Source organism: Streptomyces lucensis JCM 4490, from assembly GCF_014650035.1.
Taxonomy (GTDB): Bacteria; Actinomycetota; Actinomycetes; order Streptomycetales; family Streptomycetaceae; genus Streptomyces; species Streptomyces lucensis.
The window spans coordinates 252,339-269,388 of the sequence record NZ_BMUE01000004.1 but is presented as its reverse complement, the minus strand read 5'-3'; the positions used below and the strand labels follow the sequence as shown (position 1 = coordinate 269,388).

Genomic DNA, 17,050 nt, shown 5'->3' with positions numbered 1-17,050 from the left:
CATGGCACGCGACTTCTACGAGGTTCTCGGGGTCCCGCGAGACGCCGACAAGGACGATCTCCAGCGGGCGTATCGCAAGCTGGCCCGCAAGTACCACCCGGACGTCAACAAGGACCCCGCGGCGGAGGAGCGGTTCAAGGAGATCAACGAGGCCTTCAGCGTCCTGTCCGACCCCGACCAGCGGGCCCGTTACGACCGCTTCGGCGAGGACTTCCGGAAGGTCCCCGAGGACTGGGAGGAGCGGGTCGGTGCAGGCGCCGGACCCGGTGGCGGCTTCCGCTGGTCCACCGGGGGCGGCCCCCGGGTCCGGTACGCCACCGGCGGCTTCGGCGCGGAGGGCGTCGACGTCGACGACCTGTTCGGCTCGTTCTTCGGGGGCGCCGGACGGGTGCGTGTCCCCGGAGCCGACCAGGAGGCCGAACTGCCGCTCACCGTCGAGGAGGCCTACCGCGGAGGGCATCGCACCGTCACGCTCGCCGGTCCCACCGGACAGCCGCGGCGCTACGAGGTCGACGTGCCACCGGGTGTCACCGACGGGCAGCGTATCCGGCTGGCGGGTGAGGGCGGCCGGGGCAACGGTGACGCCCCTGCGGGGGACCTGTACCTGCGGGTGCGGATCCAGCCGCACCCCCAGTTCCGCCTCGACGGCCGGGACGTGTACGTGCAGCTTCCGGTCACACCCTGGGAGGCCGCGCTGGGCGCGACGGTTCCGGTGCCCACGCCGAGCGGGGCGACGGCGAAGGTCAGCGTGCCCGCGGGCTCGTCCAGCGGCCGGCGGCTGCGGCTGCGCGGTGAGGGCATGCCGAACCAGCGCGGCACGAACGGCAATCTCTACGCCGAGCTCCGGATCATGGTGCCGTCCAGGCTCGGCGACCGGGAGCGCGCACTTTTCGAGGAGCTCGCCGCCGTCTCCTCGTTCGACCCCAGGAGGACACGATGAGTGACCCACGCGCCGGGGCGCGCCAGGCGTCTCGGCTGACAGCTCCCGCGTCGGCAAGCGTCCGGTACGCGATCGTGCCGGTGCCCAAGCTCTCCCTGCAGACCGTGGCCCGCCGCTCCGGGGTCCATCCCGACCTCATCCGCCGGTTCGTCGCTCTCGGCCTGGTCGAGGCCGAGCGTGACGCCTCCGGAGGGCTGGTGTTCGAACCCACGGCACCGGCCGCCCTCGCCCGCGTCCAGCGGCTGCGCACCGGACTCTGCCTCAACTACGCATCCATCGGCCTGGTGCTCGACCTGCTCGACCGCATCAGCCTGCTCGAAGCCGCCCTGCGCGGCCGCGGTACGAGGAGTGAAACACCCCCATGGACATGAACCGTCTCACCCAGAAGTCGCAGGAAGCCCTCCAGGAGGCCCAGAGCGCAGCCGTCGGCATGGGGCAGACCGAGGTCGACGGGGAACACCTGCTGCTCGCGCTTCTCGATCAGGAGGACGGTCTGATCCCACGGTTGCTGCAACAGGCCGGCACCGAGCCGAAGGAGCTGCGCGCGGCCGTGCGCGAGGCACTCTCCCGCCGCCCGAAGGTCACCGGTCCCGGCGCGGCCCCCGGCCAGGTCTTCGTCACTCAGCGCCTGTCCCGCCTGCTCGATGCCGCCGAGCGGGAGGCCAAACGCCTCAAGGACGAGTACGTGTCCGTGGAGCACCTCCTGCTCGCCCTGGCCGAGGAGGGCTCGGCGACCGCCGCCGGACGCCTGCTCAAGGAGCACGGCGTGACCCGGGATTCGTTCCTGAGCGCGCTCACCCAGGTCCGCGGCAACCAGCGCGTCACCTCCGCCAACCCGGAAGTGGCCTATGAGGCTCTGGAGAAGTACGGCCGCGACCTCGTCCTCGAGGCTCGGTCCGGGCGGCTGGACCCGGTCATCGGCCGTGACGCGGAGATCCGCCGCGTCACCCAGATCCTCAGCCGCAAGACAAAGAACAACCCCGTCCTCATCGGCGATCCCGGCGTCGGCAAGACCGCCATCGTCGAGGGCCTGGCCCAGCGCATCGTTCGCGGTGACGTGCCCGAGGGTCTGCGCGACAAGACGGTGTTCGCTCTCGACATGGGCTCCCTGGTCGCCGGCGCCAAGTACCGCGGCGAGTTCGAGGAACGCCTCAAGGCCGTCCTGTCCGAGGTGAAGGCCGCCCAGGGACGCATCCTGCTCTTCGTCGACGAACTCCACACCGTCGTAGGCGCGGGCGCCGCCGAAGGGGCCATGGACGCGGGCAACATGCTCAAGCCGATGCTCGCCCGCGGCGAACTTCACATGATCGGCGCCACCACCCTCGACGAGTATCGCAAGCACATCGAGAAGGACGCCGCCCTCGAACGCCGCTTCCAGCAGGTCCTGGTCGACGAGCCGAGCGTGGAGGACACCATCTCCATTCTGCGCGGACTGCGCGAACGCCTCGAGGTCTTCCACGGCGTGAAGATCCAGGACACCGCGCTGGTCTCCGCGGCCACCCTCAGCCACCGCTACATCACCGACCGGTTCCTGCCCGACAAGGCCATCGACCTCGTCGACGAGGCGTGCGCCCGGCTGCGTACCGAGATCGACTCGATGCCCGCCGAACTCGACGAGATCACCCGCCGCGTCACCCGCCTGGAGATCGAGGAGGCGGCCCTGTCCAAGGAGACCGACGCCGCCAGCAAAACCCGCCTGGAGGAACTGCGCAAGGAACTGGCCGACCTGCGCGGCGAGGCCGACGCCAAACGCGCCCAGTGGGAGGCCGAACGGCAGGCCATCCGCCGCGTGCAGGAGCTGCGCCAGGAACTGGAGCAGGTCCGCCACGAGGCGGAGGAGGCCGAACGCGCCTACGACCTCAACCGCGCCGCCGAACTCCGCTACGGCCGCCTCCAGGACCTGGAGCGCCGGCTGAAGGCCGAGGAGGAGCAACTGGCCGCCAAACAGGGGCGGAACCGGCTGCTGCGCGAGGTCGTCACCGAGGAGGAGATCGCCGAGATCGTCGCGGCCTGGACCGGCATCCCCGTCGCCCGCCTCCAGGAGGGCGAACGCGAGAAGCTGCTGCGCCTCGACGAAATCCTGCGCGAGCGCGTCATCGGCCAGGACGAGGCCGTCAAACTCGTCGCCGACGCCATCATCCGCGCCCGCTCCGGCATCCGCGACCCGCGCCGCCCCATCGGCTCGTTCATCTTCCTCGGCCCCACCGGCGTCGGGAAGACGGAGCTGGCCAAGACCCTCGCGGCGGCCCTGTTCGACTCCGAGGAGAACATGGTCCGCCTCGACATGAGTGAGTACCAGGAGCGGCACACCGTCAGCCGGCTCATGGGCGCACCACCCGGATACGTCGGCTACGAGGAAGGCGGTCAGCTCACCGAGGCCGTACGCCGCAAGCCCTACTCGGTCGTGCTGTTCGACGAGATCGAGAAGGCGCACACCGATGTCTTCAACACCCTGCTGCAGGTCCTCGACGACGGTCGCATCACCGACTCCCAGGGCCGCACCGTCGACTTCCGCAACACCGTGATCATCATGACGTCCAACATCGGCTCCGAGCACCTCCTCGACGGCGCCACCGCCGAGGGCGAGATCAAGCCGGACGCCCGCGCCCTGGTGATGGGCGAGCTGCGCGGGCACTTCCGCCCGGAGTTCCTCAACCGCGTCGACGACATCGTGCTGTTCAAGCCGCTCGGCGAGCGGCAGATCGAGCGGATCGTGGAGCTGCAGTTCGACGAGCTGCGCCGTCGGCTCGCCGAACGCCGCATCACTGTTGAACTCACCGAAGCTGCCCGGGAGTTGATCGCCCACCAGGGTTACGACCCGGTGTACGGGGCCCGGCCGCTGCGCCGCTACATCTCCCACGAGGTCGAGACGATGGTGGGGCGCGCCCTTCTGCGTGGTGACGTCCAGGACGGCGCGACGGTCCGCGTCGACGCCGAGGCGGGGGAACTGGTGGTCACCTACGACCAGCCCGAGGACGTGAAGGGAGCGCGGGCGGCATGAGCACGATGCAGGCGACGACCGTCAGTTGTCCCAACTGCGGGCGCACCAACCGGGTGCCCGTGGCCGCGGAGGGCCGCCCCAAGTGCGGCCACTGCAAGCAGCCCCTACCGTGGACGGTGGACGCGGGCGACGACGACTTCGCCGAGGTCGCCGAGCGGGCCGACGTCCCCGTCGTGGTCGACCTGTGGGCCACCTGGTGCGGCCCCTGCCGCATGGTCAGCCCCGCACTGGAGAAGGTCGCCACCGATCTGGCCGGCCGAATCAAACTCGTCAAGGTCGACGTCGACAAGAACCCGCGACTGTCGCAGCGTTTCGAGGTCCAGGCCGTACCGACACTGCTGATCCTCGACCGGGGCGAGACGGTCGCCCGGCAGGCGGGGGCGGCGCCCGCCCCCGCTCTGCGCCGGTGGGTGGAACAGTCGATCACCGCCCGGAAAGGGTGATCCGGATGACCATGCACGCAGACCCCCACCTCGCGCTCGTCCGGCCGGTCCAGCCGCTGACCCCGGAAGGGTGTCAGGAGTGTCTGATGCTCGGCTCCCCATGGGTCCACCTGAGGCTCTGCCTGACCTGCGGCCACGTCGGCTGCTGCGACTCGTCGCCGAACAAGCACGCGCGCAGGCACGCAGCCGCCGACGCTCATCCGATCGTGCAGTCGTTCCAGCCCGGCGAGGACTGGCGCTGGTGCTTCGTGCACGAGGCGTTCGTCTGATGTCCGGCGACCGGTCGGTGCCGGGCGAAGAACCGGTGCCGAAGGAAGCGGACGAGGCCGCCTTCTGGGAGACCCCGGACATCTACGGCGCGTATCCGCGCCTCACGGAGGACCAGACAGCACGTCTGGAGGAGCACGGGCAACGCCGGAGCATGGCTCCGAACGACGTGCTGATCCGGGAAGGGAAGCGCTGCGAGACGTTCTTCGTCGTCCTCAGCGGTACCGTCGCCGTCGTCGAGGACCACGGCACTCCCGAGGAGCACGTGCTGCGCGTGCACGGCCCCGGTCGCTTCATCGGCGAACTCGGCCTGCTGTACGGACAGGTGGCCTTCTACACCGCTGTCGCCAGGGAGCCCGGCGAGGTCCTCGCTGTCTCCTTGGACCAGTTGCGCCACCTGGTGTCCCAGGACCCCACCATCGGGGACGTCGTGCTGCGCGCCTGCCTGTGCCGTCGCGCGCTGCTCGTCGGACAGGGCGCCGGCTTCCGCATCATCGGCTCCCGCTACTCGCCCGACACCAGGCGGCTGCGCGAGTTCGCCGTCCGCAACCGGCTGCCGCACCGCTGGATCGACCTGGAGACCGACGAGGAGGCCGAGGAGCTGCTGCGCCGGTTCGGCGTCGGCCCGGCGGAGACACCACTCGTCATCTGGCGGGACACCACCCTGTTGCGCAACCCCAGCAACGCGGAACTGGCCCGGCTCATCGGCCTGCCGTCACTACCCGCCGGGAACCGTCACGGCGACGTCCTCATCGTGGGCTCCGGACCCGCCGGCCTCGCTGCCGCGGTGTACGCCGCCTCCGAGGGTCTGAGCACCACGGTGGCGGAGGCGATGGCCACCGGCGGCCAGGCCGGCACGTCGTCCCGCATCGAGAATCTGCTCGGCTTCCCATCCGGCATCTCCGGCGCCGAACTCACCGAACGCGCTGTGCTCCAGGCCGAGAAATTCGGCGCCGGGATCAGCCTTCCACTGGAGGCGACCGGCCTCCATCCCAAGGACGACGACCACTATGTCGTGGCGTTCGCCGACGGCAGCGAGATCGCCGCCCGCGCCGTCGTCCTGGCCATGGGTGCCCGCTACCGCCGGCTCCAGGTGCCCGGCATCGAACGTCTGGAGGGAACGAGCGTGCACTACTCGGCGACCGTCTACGAGGCCCAGCAGTGCCGCACCGACCCGGTGGCCGTCGTCGGCGGAGGCAACTCGGCCGGCCAGGCGGTGCTGTTCCTCGCCGGTTACGCGCCGAAGGTGCACCTCCTGGTCCGAGGAGCCGGCCTCGAGGCCAACATGTCCCGCTACCTGGTCGACCAGGTCGAGCGCCATCCGCGGGTGGAGGTCATGCTGCACACCGAGGTCACCGAGGTCATCGGCCAGGAAGCGCTGGAGGAGCTCGACGTGGTCGACAACCGCACGGGCGGGCACCGCCGGCTCGCGGTACGGAGCCTGTTCGTGTTCACCGGCGCCGAACCTCACACCGAGTGGCTCGCCGGCACCATCGCCCTCGACTCCCGCGGCTTCGTCCTCACCGGGCCGGAGGCCCAGGAAGCCTGCGTCTCCCCCGAGGTGTGGCACGGCCGCGGGCGCTCGTGCATGACCCTGGAGGCCAGCCTGCCCGGGGTCTTCGCGGTGGGGGACGTCCGCAGCGGCTCGGTGAAGCGGGTGGCCTCCGCGGCCGGTGAGGGCGCGATGGCCATCCACTTCGTGCACCGGCACCTGGGGCACTCCGCCGTACCCGGCACCACGGGCACGTCAGCTGTCGCGGGCCACTCGGACGTCTCCCCACGCCTGCGTCACAAGGAGTCCGCATGGCTCGCATGACGAATGGCGGACGACGAGATCACGGGAAGGAAGAAGGAGAGCGTCCCTGACTCCTTGAAGAGCCGGTCGGCCGACGAGGTGGGGATCACCCTCGGCACGAACGTGGCAGGGTACGTCCTGCAGAACACGGGACGCCTCTTCGCTCCGAGCTGACTCTCCGCGCAGTCACCGGCAGCGCGGCGGCGACGCTCACTCGAACGCCGCCGCGTCACGCAGAGCCTGGGCCACGGCCGTCGGGGAGTCCGGTCCCGGGGCGCCCGGGCGGTAGGCAACCGAGCGGAGGGTGCCGGTGCGGCGGAAGACGCCATGCCGTTCGTGCAGCGGCCAGGACACCGGCGACCTGCGGGGCGATCGTGCCCGACCCCGTGGGTGTGCCCTCACGTTCGTTGCTGCCAGAAGGTGACGTGAGTGTGTCCCGAGCAGGCGGAGACGTTCTCCGTGTCCGCAATGCAAGACCTGCCCGGGAACTCCTTGACCAGCCTGGTGGACATCTGCTGAACTCCCGAACCATGAACCCGCGCGTGGACCTGACCCGGCGGCGCCACATCGATCTGGCGCACGTCTCCAGCGCGTTTTGTTGTCGCTGACCCGGGAAGTGCTCCCCGGCGGCGGCCGGTGTGCGCCCATGGCGCGTGCCTGGCAGCGGCGGTGCAAAGCCGCTGACACTGCGATGCCTCTCCGCGGGATCGTCGTCTCCACCTCCTGAGGGCTCCCCCTCTCCTCTCCTTCTCGTGTGAGCCGGGAGCCTGTTCGCGCACGCCGACGCGGTCGCTGAGAACGCGGCTGTAGCGGTCCTGCAGCCAGGTGCTCTTCTCTCCGGTCCGCCCAGCCCAGCGTTCCGCACGTGGTCGAGCAGTCCTGCGCAGTGCCAGCCCATATACCCAACGCCCCTATTTCCAGCACCCTTTGGCGTGCCGATCTGTCCGGGAGGGACCCCCTCATGCCTCCGTCCATCCGCAAACTCACCGGCCGCATCGGCGCGGTCGTCGAGGGCGTCGACCTCACCGCGCCGCCCGACCCCTTGACGGTCACGGCGCTGCGTGACGCCCTCAACGAGCACAAGGCGATCGTGTTCGACGACGTGAACCTCGACCATGCCGGTCAGGAACGTGTGGCCGGTTGGTTCGGCGAACTCACCACCGCTCACCCGAACGTGCCGGCCGCCGACGGTACGACGAACGTGCTCGCCGTCGACAGCGAGACGTCCAAGGCCAACGAGTGGCACACGGACGTCTCCTTCGTGGTCAACCCGCCGCAGGCCACCACGCTGCGGTCGGTCGTGACCACGCCGTACGGCGGCGAGACGCTCATCGCGAACGCTGCCGCGGCCTACCGTGACCTGCCCGAACCGCTGCGGGTCCTCGCGGACTCGCTGCGCGTCGTGCACACCAACCGGTACGACTACGCCCGCCCTTCGGCCAAGACGGCACAGCGAGAGGAGTACGACCGGATTTTCGTCTCGACGCCGTACGAAGCGGAGCACCCGGTCGTGCGGGTACATCCGCTGACGGGCGAACGCGGTCTGTTCGTCGGCGGGTTCGCCAAGCAGATCGTCGGTCTGTCGGGCAGCGAGTCGGCCGAACTGCTTCGCCTCTTCCAGTCGTATGTGACCCGTCCGGAGAACATCCTGCGCTGGGCCTGGGCGCCCAACCAGCTGCTGATCTTCGACAACCGGATCACCCAGCACTACGGGGTGGACAACTACGACGACCACCCCCGCCGCCTGAACCGGGTGACGATCTCCGGAGACGTTCCGGTCGGCGTCGACGGACGCCACAGCGAGCAACTCGTCGGCGACGCCTCGCACTACAGCAACGTGCTGGAGGTGGCGGCATGACCGAGCTCAGCCTCAAGGCGCCCGCCGTCAGCGAGAGCCCGGACACCGGGACGACGAGCGCGCGGGAACGCGAGGTGTTCCTGCCGCGCGACGCCCGCCGTCGAACGCCAATCAGCACACTCCGCGAGCGCCTGCGCTGGCCGCTGGGCATCTACACGACTCCCGTCGCGATCCTCATCGCCTGGGAGGTGCTCGCCCGGGCCGGAGTGCTGGCGAAGACCTACGCTCCGGCACCGACCTCCATCGTGAAGTCCGCCGCCGATCTGTGGCAGCAGGGCGTTCTCGGGCCCGACCTGGCGATCTCGCTGCAGCGGGCCGGCACCGGTCTCGCCATCGGGCTGACGGTGGGCGTCAGCACCGGCGTACTCGGTGGGCTGCTGCGCAGCGGTGAGTACCTGTTCAACGGCCTGGTGCAGGTGCTCAACACGATCCCTCTCCTCGCGGTGCTGCCGCTGATGATCGTGTGGTTCGGCATCGACGAGCTCACGAAGGTGCTGCTGATCTCCTTCGGAGCCGGCGTCCCGATGTATCTCAACCTGTTCGCCGCGATCCGGGGCGTCGACCAGCGGCTGATCGAGATGGCACGCACGACGGGCGCGGGCACCTGGCGCCTGGTGACGCGGGTGCTGGTGTCCGGAGCCCTGCCGGGCTTCCTGGTCGGTCTGAGGTTCTCCCTCGCGTACAGCGTGCTGGGCCTCGTCGCCGCCGAAACGGTCAACGCCGACAAGGGACTCGGCTTCCTCATCACGCAGGGGCAGACCTATCTCCAGACCAACCAGGTCTTCGTGGGGCTGGTGATCTACTCGCTCCTCGGTCTGCTCGCCGACCAGTTCGTCCGGGCTCTCGAGCGGGTGCTGCTGCGGTGGCGACCCAGTTATGAGGCGTCATGAGCAGCGCAGTCGCGACCGAGCCCCGTCGGCAGACCGGGGTCGCCGTCGAGCAGGTGGTCCGTCGGTTCGGTGACCGGGTGGTGCTCGACCACCTCGACCTCACGATCGCCGACGAGGAGCTGGTGATCCTGCTCGGCCCGTCGGGCTGCGGCAAGAGCACTCTCCTGCGTCTGCTCGCCGGACTGGACCGGCCCGACGGAGGGCGCGTGGAGGTCCCGGCACGGCGTGCGATCGTCTTCCAGTCCGACCGGCTGCTGCCGTGGCAACGGGTCCTGCGCAACGTCACGCTCGGCCTGCACGGACCCGACGCCGACCAGCGGGCCCGCGACGTGCTCGCCGAGGTCGGACTCTCGGGCCGTGCGAAGGCATGGCCCAAGGAGCTCTCCGGAGGCGAGGCCCAGCGGGTGTCGCTCGCGCGAGCACTGGTCTCGGAGCCCGAACTGGTGCTTCTCGACGAGCCGTTCGCGGCCCTCGACGCCATCACACGGCTGCGCATGCACGACCTCGTACGCGCGCTGCGGACCAGGCACCACGCCGCCATGCTGCTCGTCACCCACGACGTCGACGAAGCGATCGCCCTGGCGGACCGCATCGTCGTCATGAGCAACGGCCGCATCGGCACCTCGCACGACGTGCACCTGCCTGCCGCGGACCGTGAGGTGAGCGTCGCACGCGAGGAACTCCGCGCCCGGCTCCTGGAAGACCTCGGCCTCGCCAGCCAGCACTGACTTCCCCGAACACCCTCACCCAGCACAGAAAGCACGACTACCCATGCGAAAGAGGACCACCAGACTCATCGGCGCCGTCGGCTCGCTCGCCTTGGCGGGCACCCTGGTCGCCTGCGGATCGTCGTCGTCGGACACCGACGCGCCGCTGAGCAACGCCGCCGACACGAGCGACGCCAAGCACCCCGAGTGGAGCAAGTACACCTTCACCATCGGCGACAACGGCGGTGACGGCAGCCAGGAGCTGGCGAAGCTGACCGGCGTGTTCGACAAAGCGCCCTACAAGGTGAAGTTCGCCCGGTTCACCTACGGGCCGCCGCTCGTGCAGGCCGCCGCCTCGGGCGACATCGACCTCGGCAGCGTCGGCGACGTCCCACCGATCACGGGCGCCGCGAAGGAGTACGGCTTCAAGGTCGTCGCCGTCAACCGCTCGCTCACGCCCGACCAGGCCGTGGAGAACATCATCGTGCCGAAGGGCTCGGAGCTGAAGACGGCGGCCGACCTCAAGGGCAAGAAGATCGCTGTCCCGCAGGGCAGTTCGGCCCACGGTCTCGCCCTGAACGCGCTGAAGAGCGTCGGCCTCACCCCCAAGGACGCCAAGCTGGTCTTCCTCGACCCGGCGGCAGGCGCGACGGCGTTCAACACCGGCAAGGTGGACGCCTGGTCGATCTGGAACCCGCAGTCGGCCATCGCGGTCAAGAACGGTGCGCGGATCCTGGTGAAGGGTCTGCCGCCGATCGACCAGACGAGCAGCTACTACGTCGCCAGTGACACGTCCCTGAAGGACAAGACCAAACGCGCGGCTCTCACGGACGTCCTGAAGAGGCTCTCGCGGGAGTTCGCCTGGGCCGTCAAGAATCCCGACAAGTATGCGCAGGCGCTCTCGAAGGAGCAGGGCATCCCGCTGGACGACGCCAAGGCGTCCGTGGCCGCCTACTCGAACCGGGTGACCCCGGTGGACCGGTCGGACATCGAGCTGGAGCAGAAGCTCGCCGACGCCTTCCTGGAGGCGGGCCAGATCACCAAGAAGGTCGACATCAAGTCGATCACCGACAACCTCCTCCCGGCCGGCTACGACAGCTCCAAGCTGAAGGTCACCTCATGAGCGCGAGACGGCGGCTCCACCTCAACGCCTTCCTCATGGAGGCGGGTCACCATGAAGCAGCATGGCGGCTCCCTGAAAGCAACCCGCGGGCCGACTTCGACCTCCGGCACTGGATCGAGCTGGCCCGGCTCGCCGAGAGCGCCAAGTTCGACTCGCTGTTCCTCGCGGACGGCCCCGCCCTCATCGGAACCGGCGAGTTCCGGCCGCCGGGCCAGCTCGAACCGCTGACCCTGCTCACCGCCCTGTCCCAGGCGACCAGCAGGATCGGCCTTATCGCGACCGTGTCCTCGACCTACAACGAGCCGTACAACCTCGCCCGCCGGCTCGCGTCCGTCGACCACGTCAGCGGAGGCCGCGCCGGCTGGAACATCGTCACCTCGGCCGGGGCTGACGAGGCCGCCAACTTCGGCCTCGACGCCCGCCCGGGCCACGCCGAGCGCTACGCCCGCGCCGACGAGTTCCTGAAGGTCGCCAAGGCGCTGTGGGACAGCTGGGAGGCCGAGGCCGTCCTCGCGGACAGGGCCACGGGACGCTACGCCGACCCCGCGCGGCTGCACCGGCTCGGCCACCAGGGCCGGTACTTCAAGGTGGCCGGCCCGCTCAACGTGGAGCGTCCACCGCAGGGCTACCCGCTGCTCGTCCAGGCCGGCTCCTCCGAGGACGGTAAGGACTTCGCGGCCCGCCACGCCGAGGCGATCTTCACCGCCCACACGACGTACGAACGCGCCGCCGCCTTCTACGCCGACATCAAGGCCCGCACCAGGGCCGCGGGACGCGACCCGGACGGTGTGATCGTCCTGCCGGGCATCGTCCCGTACATCGGGTCCACCGAGGAGGAGGCCCGGGAGCTTGCACGGGAGTTCGACGAGCTGCGCGTGCCGGAGTACGGACTGCGCCAGCTGGCCGCCGTGTTCGAGACCGAGCCGTCGGTCTTCGCACTCGACGACCCTCTGCCGGACTCCATCCTCGCCAGGCCGAAGCTGGAAGGCTCGCAGAGCCGTTCCGACCTGATCATCGATCTCGCGGTGCGCGAGCAGCTGACGGTTCGCCAGATCATCTCCCGGCTCGGCGGTGGGCGCGGCCACTTCGAGTTCGTGGGCACGCCCGAGCAGATCGCGGACACGATCATCGCCTGGTTCGAGGGCGGTGCCGCGGACGGGTTCAACATCATGGCGCCCGCCCTGCCGTCCGGCCTTGCGGCCTTCGTGGAGCATGTGCTGCCGATCCTGCGCGGCAAGGGCCTGTTCCGCGAGGAGTACGAGGGCACGACCCTGCGCGAGCACTACGGCCTCCCGGTCCCGGCGAACCAGTTCCACGGTTGAACCGCTTTCCGTGGGCGGTCCGCCAGCGACTCCCGCCGCTGCCACTTCCCGGAGCGGCGGGAGTCCGCCCGCACTGCGGGACGAGGGCCTTCTGCCGCTGTCGGGTCTGAGCGCACCCGAGGGAAACCCTCCCACCCCCTCCCTCCGTGACTTCCTTGAGTGAATTCCGCCCCGGCTTGTTCCGTCGTGACGACGGCTTTCCCTGATACGCCGCTCCAGCGTGCCTGAATTCCGCGGAGCTCACTCGTCCTGCCCGCGCAGCATTTCCTGCCAGGAGTTCCCATGCCCGCATCCTCCGAACACCCCGGATCCGATCCCGTCCGCTTCGCCTACTGGGTGCCGAATGTCAGTGGCGGTCTGGTCACCAGCAAGATCGAGCAGCGCACCGACTGGGGCTACCACTACAACCGCCAACTCGCCGTCCTCGCCGAGAACAACGGCTTCGACTACGCGCTCAGCCAGGTCCGCTACATGGCGAGCTACGGCGCCGAGTACCAGCACGAGTCGACCAGCTTCAGCCTGGCCCTGCTGCTCGCCACGCAGCGGCTGAAGGTCATCGCCGCCGTGCATCCCGGCCTCTGGCACCCGGGTGTCCTCGCCAAGCTCGGGGCCACCGCCGACCACCTGTCGAACGGCCGTTTCGCCGTCAACGTCGTATCGGGCTGGTTCAAGGGCGAGTTCACCGCGCTGGGCGAGCCCTGGCTGGAGCACGACGAGCGCTACCGGCGCTCGGAGGAGTTCATCCGCGCCCTGCGGCAGATCTGGACCGAGGACCATGCCGAGCTCGCCGGTGACTTCTACCGGTTGCGCGACTTCTCCCTCAAGCCCAAGCCACTCAACACCCCCGAGCGCCCGCACCCGGAGATCTTCCAGGGCGGCAACTCCACCGCCGCGCGCGCCATGGCCGGCCGCGTCTCCGACTGGTACTTCTCCAACGGCAAGGACTTCGGCGGGGTCACCGAGCAGATCAACGACGTCCGTGCCTCAGCCGCCCAAGCGGGCCGTACACCGCCGAAGTTCGGCCTCAACGGCTTCCTCATCGCCCGCGACACCGAAGCCGAAGCCCGCGACACGCTCCGCGAGATCGTCGCCAAGGCCGACATGCAGGCCGTGCACGGCTTCCGCGACGCCGTCCAGCAGGCCGGTCCGTCCACCGCCGACGGCAAGGGCATGTGGCAGGACTCGAGCTTCGAGGACCTCGTCCAGTACAACGACGGCTTCTGCACGGGTCTGATCGGCACCCCTGAGCAGATCGCCGAGCGGATCGTCGCCTACAAGAGGCTCGGCGTCGACCTCTTCCTTCTCGGCTTCCTGCACTACCTGGAGGAGGTGGAGTACTTCGGCAAGCGGGTGCTGCCCCTGGTGCGCGAACTGGAGGCACAGGAAGCCGCGTCCGAGCCCGCCGCCGCCCACGCCTGACCGCGGCCCGCACACGAAACGACGAACCGAAAGGTCCTCCCATGGCCACTGTCCTGTCCGTCTCCGGAAGCCCTTCTGCCGCCTCCCGCACCGCTCGGCTGCTGTGCCACCTGGACGAGCGGCTCATCGCGCAGGGGCACGAGGTGATTGCGCTGGATATTCGTACCCTGCCTGCCGAGGCGCTGCTCGGGGCCGACTTCGGTCACCCGGCGATCGTCCGGGCCACCGCCCTGTTCGAGCAGGCGGACGGGGTGGTGATCGGTACCCCCGTCTACAAGGCCGCCTACTCCGGACTGCTGAAGTCGCTGCTGGACCTGCTCCCGCAGTACGCGCTGGCGGGCAAGACGGTCCTCCCGCTGGCCACCGGCGGCTCCACCGCCCACGTCCTGGCCATCGACTACGCGCTGCGCCCGGTGCTGGCCTCCATGGGCCCTGCGCACATCACGCCGGGATGGTTCACGCTCGACAAGGACATCACGGTGGGCAAGGACGGAACACTGACCGTCGCGCCGGGATCGGCCGAGGCTCTCGCACAGGTGACGGACCAGTTCTCGGCCGCGCTGGGCGGGCGGACGACGCTGCTGGCGGCCGCCGGATGAGCGTCGCGCACGTCATCGCGGACGACGCCGAGGCCCTTGCCGTGGCTGCGGAACTGGCCGCGGACTTCCGTAAGGGCGCCGCCGAGCGGGACGCACGGCGCAGGCTCCCGCACGCGGAGCTGGAACGGCTGTCCGCCTCCGGGCTGCTCGCCGTGACCGTGCCCGCCCGGTTCGGCGGCGCGGACGTCCGTGCGGACACGCTCGCCGAGATCTTCCGGCTACTTGCCGCGGCCGACGCCAGCCTGGCCCAGATCCCGCAGAGCCACTTCGTGTATCTCAACGTGCTGCGCCGGCAGGGGACCGACGAGCAGCAGGAGTTCTTCTTCGGCGAGGTACTGGCCGGCAAGCGGTTCGGCAACGCTCAGTCCGAGGCGGGCACCCAGCACGTCCAGGACATCCGCACCCGCCTCGCCCGGCGCCCGGACGGGGCGTACGTCCTCGACGGCGTCAAGCACTACTCCACCGGCGCGCTGTTCGCCCACTGGATCCCCGTCCTCGCCCGCTTCGAGGACGACACGCTGCACGTGGCTTACGTCCCGCGCGACGCGCCCGGCCTCACGATCGTGGACGACTGGGACGGGATGGGACAGCGCACCACCGCCAGCGGAACCGTCCGCCTGGAGTCGGTGCCCGTGCCCGCCGACCGCGTCGTGCCCCACCACCTCACCTTCCAGGGTCCGCAACTCCATGGTGCCATGGCGCAGTTGCTACACACGGCCATCGACGCCGGGATCGCCTCCGGGGCCCTGACCGAGGCGGTGGAGTTCGTCCGTACGAAGAGCCGCCCCTGGTTCGAGAGCGCCGCCGAAGGGCACGCGACCGCCGCGGAGGATCCGCTGTTGATCCAGCGGTTCGGCGAACTGGCGATCAGAGAAAGAGCTGCCGAAGCGTTGCTTCGCGAGGCCGCCCGCGCAGTCGACGACGCCCGCGCCGATCTGACCGACGACTCGGCCGCCGAGGCATCGATCGCGGTGGCCACCGCGAAGGTGACGGCGGCCGAGGCCGCCGTCGAGGTCGCCAGCGCCCTTTTCGAGGTTTCCGGCACCCGCTCGGCGCTCGACTCCCTGGGCCTGCACCGCCATTGGCGCGACGCGCGCACCCACACCCTGCACGACCCGGCCCGCTGGAAGGTCCAGCACATCGGCCGATACGTGCTCAACGGCACCAAGCCGCCCCGGCACGGCCTCCTCTGACGAACGCTGACGACCACTGATCGGAGCCCCACGTGTCCCTCACCTTCCACTGGTTCCTGCCCACCAACGGCGACAGCCGCCACGTCGTCGGCGGCGGCCACGGCACCCCCGCCACGAAGTCCGGGCGCGACCGGCCACCGACGGTCGCCTACCTGAGCCAGATCGCCCGCGCCGCCGAGGACCTGGGCTTCGTCGGCGCGCTCACGCCGACCGGCGCGTGGTGCGAGGACGCGTGGCTGACCACCGCCCTGGTCAGCCAGAACACCGAGCGCCTGAAGTTCCTCGTCGCCTTCCGCCCCGGCTTCGTCTCGCCGACGCTCGCGGCGCAGATGGCCTCCACCTTCCAGAGGCAGACCGGCGGACGGCTCTTGCTCAACGTGGTCACCGGCGGTGAGAGCCACGAGCAGCGGGCCTACGGGGACTTCCTGGACAAGGAGGCGCGGTACCGCCGTACCGGCGAGTTCCTGGAAATCGTCCGGGGGCTGTGGGAGGGCAAGACCGTCGACCTGTCCGGCGAGCACCTCCGGGTTGAGGACGCCAGGCTGGCCCGGGTGCCCGACCCGGTGCCCGAGGTGTACTTCGGGGGCTCCTCGCCGATCGCCGGGGAGGTGGCCGCGCGGCATGTCGACGTCTACCTCACGTGGGGTGAGCCGCCGACGCAGGTCGCCGGGAAAATCGCCTGGATCAGGAAGCTGGCCGCGCAGGAGGGCCGCAGCGTCCGCTTCGGAATCCGGTTGCACGTCATCACCCGCGACACCTCCGAGCAGGCGTGGACCGAGGCGGAGCGGCTGCTGGCGGGCTTCGACGCGGAGACCGTGCGTCAGGTTCAGGCCGGACTCGCCCGCAGTGAGTCCGAGGGACAGCAGCGGATGCTGGCCCTGCACGGGGGCGGCAACCGGGACGGGCTGGAGATCCACCCCAATCTGTGGGCGGGCGTCGGGCTGGTGCGGGGCGGGGCGGGGACCGCCCTGGTCGGCAGTCACACAGAGGTTGCCGAGCGGATCAAGGAGTACGCCGCGTTGGGGATCGAGGAGTTCATCTTCTCCGGGTATCCGCATCTGGAGGAGGCGTACTGGTTCGGCGAGGGCGTGCTGCCGAAGCTTCAGGCGCAGGGTCTGTGGCGGCACCCGTACGGGCAGCAGGTGGCCCCCGCCGCCCAGGTCCCCTTCGCCGGCGGCGGGAGCGCGCGGTGACCCAGGTGATCGCCGATGACGCCGAGGCGGTCGCGAAGTGCCCGCGAGGCCACCCGGCGCGACGCTGCCGGCGTCCTGCCGCCCCCGTGAACGCGATCGCGCGCACGCGCATCCACTGTGCCGGAGTGGCTCGGGAGGGCATCGTGCGGAGGATGGCCTGCGCAGAACTTGGACGACAGGCTCGCTGACCGGCGACAGACTCGCAAAGCCGCAGGGAAAGCAAGGATCACCTCCTTCGAGCGGGCCACTGAGGCGTTGCCCGCCTACTTGGCGGCTGTGGAGTCGACCGACGTAGGCCGC

At 70.1% G+C, this 17,050-nt stretch carries 16 protein-coding genes; all 16 read left to right on the top strand.

The genetic code is table 11. From position 1 onward, the window contains the following. Position 1: 1 nt before the first annotated feature. The 16 genes from IE177_RS12390 to IE177_RS12315 all read left to right on the top strand — a co-directional run bounded on the left by IE177_RS12390 (position 2) and on the right by IE177_RS12315 (position 16,750). Complete coding sequence (locus tag IE177_RS12390; protein ID WP_190015320.1) at positions 2-940, top strand: DnaJ C-terminal domain-containing protein; 939 nt, start codon at positions 2-4, stop codon at positions 938-940. After that, positions 937-1,311: a chaperone modulator CbpM gene (locus IE177_RS12385; RefSeq protein WP_229816020.1), complete on the top strand. Its 375-nt coding sequence runs from the start codon at positions 937-939 to the stop codon at positions 1,309-1,311. The genes IE177_RS12390 and IE177_RS12385 overlap by 4 nt, the downstream gene beginning before the upstream one ends. Next, entirely contained in the window at positions 1,302-3,941 is a 2,640-nt protein-coding gene (clpB, locus tag IE177_RS12380; RefSeq protein WP_190015319.1) for an ATP-dependent chaperone ClpB, read from the top strand. Before IE177_RS12385 ends, clpB begins: the two co-directional genes overlap by 10 nt. Then, positions 3,938-4,384, top strand: coding sequence for a thioredoxin (trxA, locus tag IE177_RS12375; RefSeq protein WP_190015318.1), 447 nt, complete (start codon positions 3,938-3,940; stop codon positions 4,382-4,384). The genes clpB and trxA overlap by 4 nt, the downstream gene beginning before the upstream one ends. 5 nt (positions 4,385-4,389) lie before the next feature. Next, entirely contained in the window at positions 4,390-4,653 is a 264-nt protein-coding gene (locus IE177_RS12370; protein ID WP_190015317.1) for a UBP-type zinc finger domain-containing protein, read from the top strand. Beyond that, positions 4,653-6,467 carry an FAD-dependent oxidoreductase gene (locus IE177_RS12365; protein WP_190015316.1) on the top strand — a complete coding sequence of 605 codons (1,815 nt, stop codon included), beginning with the start codon at positions 4,653-4,655 and terminating at the stop codon, positions 6,465-6,467. The genes IE177_RS12370 and IE177_RS12365 overlap by 1 nt, the downstream gene beginning before the upstream one ends. Before the next feature lie 3 nt (positions 6,468-6,470). Continuing rightward, positions 6,471-6,620, top strand: a complete 150-nt coding sequence (locus tag IE177_RS12360; RefSeq protein ID WP_190015492.1) for a hypothetical protein — start codon at positions 6,471-6,473, stop codon at positions 6,618-6,620. A gap of 787 nt (positions 6,621-7,407) precedes the next feature. After that, positions 7,408-8,304: a TauD/TfdA dioxygenase family protein gene (locus IE177_RS12355; RefSeq protein WP_190015315.1), complete on the top strand. Its 897-nt coding sequence runs from the start codon at positions 7,408-7,410 to the stop codon at positions 8,302-8,304. After that, positions 8,301-9,194 carry an ABC transporter permease gene (locus IE177_RS12350; RefSeq protein WP_190015314.1) on the top strand — a complete coding sequence of 298 codons (894 nt, stop codon included), beginning with the start codon at positions 8,301-8,303 and terminating at the stop codon, positions 9,192-9,194. Before IE177_RS12355 ends, IE177_RS12350 begins: the two co-directional genes overlap by 4 nt. After that, positions 9,191-9,922 carry an ABC transporter ATP-binding protein gene (locus IE177_RS12345; protein ID WP_190015313.1) on the top strand — a complete coding sequence of 244 codons (732 nt, stop codon included), beginning with the start codon at positions 9,191-9,193 and terminating at the stop codon, positions 9,920-9,922. Before IE177_RS12350 ends, IE177_RS12345 begins: the two co-directional genes overlap by 4 nt. A 43-nt stretch (positions 9,923-9,965) precedes the next feature. Continuing rightward, entirely contained in the window at positions 9,966-11,024 is a 1,059-nt protein-coding gene (locus IE177_RS12340; protein WP_190015312.1) for an aliphatic sulfonate ABC transporter substrate-binding protein, read from the top strand. Further along, positions 11,021-12,346: an LLM class flavin-dependent oxidoreductase gene (locus IE177_RS12335; RefSeq protein ID WP_190015311.1), complete on the top strand. Its 1,326-nt coding sequence runs from the start codon at positions 11,021-11,023 to the stop codon at positions 12,344-12,346. The genes IE177_RS12340 and IE177_RS12335 overlap by 4 nt, the downstream gene beginning before the upstream one ends. 282 nt (positions 12,347-12,628) lie before the next feature. Continuing rightward, positions 12,629-13,765, top strand: coding sequence for a dimethylsulfone monooxygenase SfnG (gene sfnG, locus IE177_RS12330; RefSeq protein WP_190015310.1), 1,137 nt, complete (start codon positions 12,629-12,631; stop codon positions 13,763-13,765). A gap of 41 nt (positions 13,766-13,806) precedes the next feature. After that, positions 13,807-14,364, top strand: a complete 558-nt coding sequence (ssuE, locus tag IE177_RS12325) for an NADPH-dependent FMN reductase (RefSeq protein WP_190015309.1) — start codon at positions 13,807-13,809, stop codon at positions 14,362-14,364. Next, positions 14,361-15,557 (top strand): SfnB family sulfur acquisition oxidoreductase, encoded by a 1,197-nt coding sequence (locus IE177_RS12320; protein ID WP_190015308.1) that lies wholly within the window; start codon positions 14,361-14,363, stop codon positions 15,555-15,557. The genes ssuE and IE177_RS12320 overlap by 4 nt, the downstream gene beginning before the upstream one ends. 32 nt (positions 15,558-15,589) lie before the next feature. Next, the gene (locus IE177_RS12315) at positions 15,590-16,750 is read left to right on the top strand and encodes an LLM class flavin-dependent oxidoreductase (RefSeq protein WP_190015307.1); all 1,161 of its coding nucleotides are present in this window, start codon (positions 15,590-15,592) and stop codon (positions 16,748-16,750) included. Positions 16,751-17,050 lie beyond the last annotated feature (300 nt).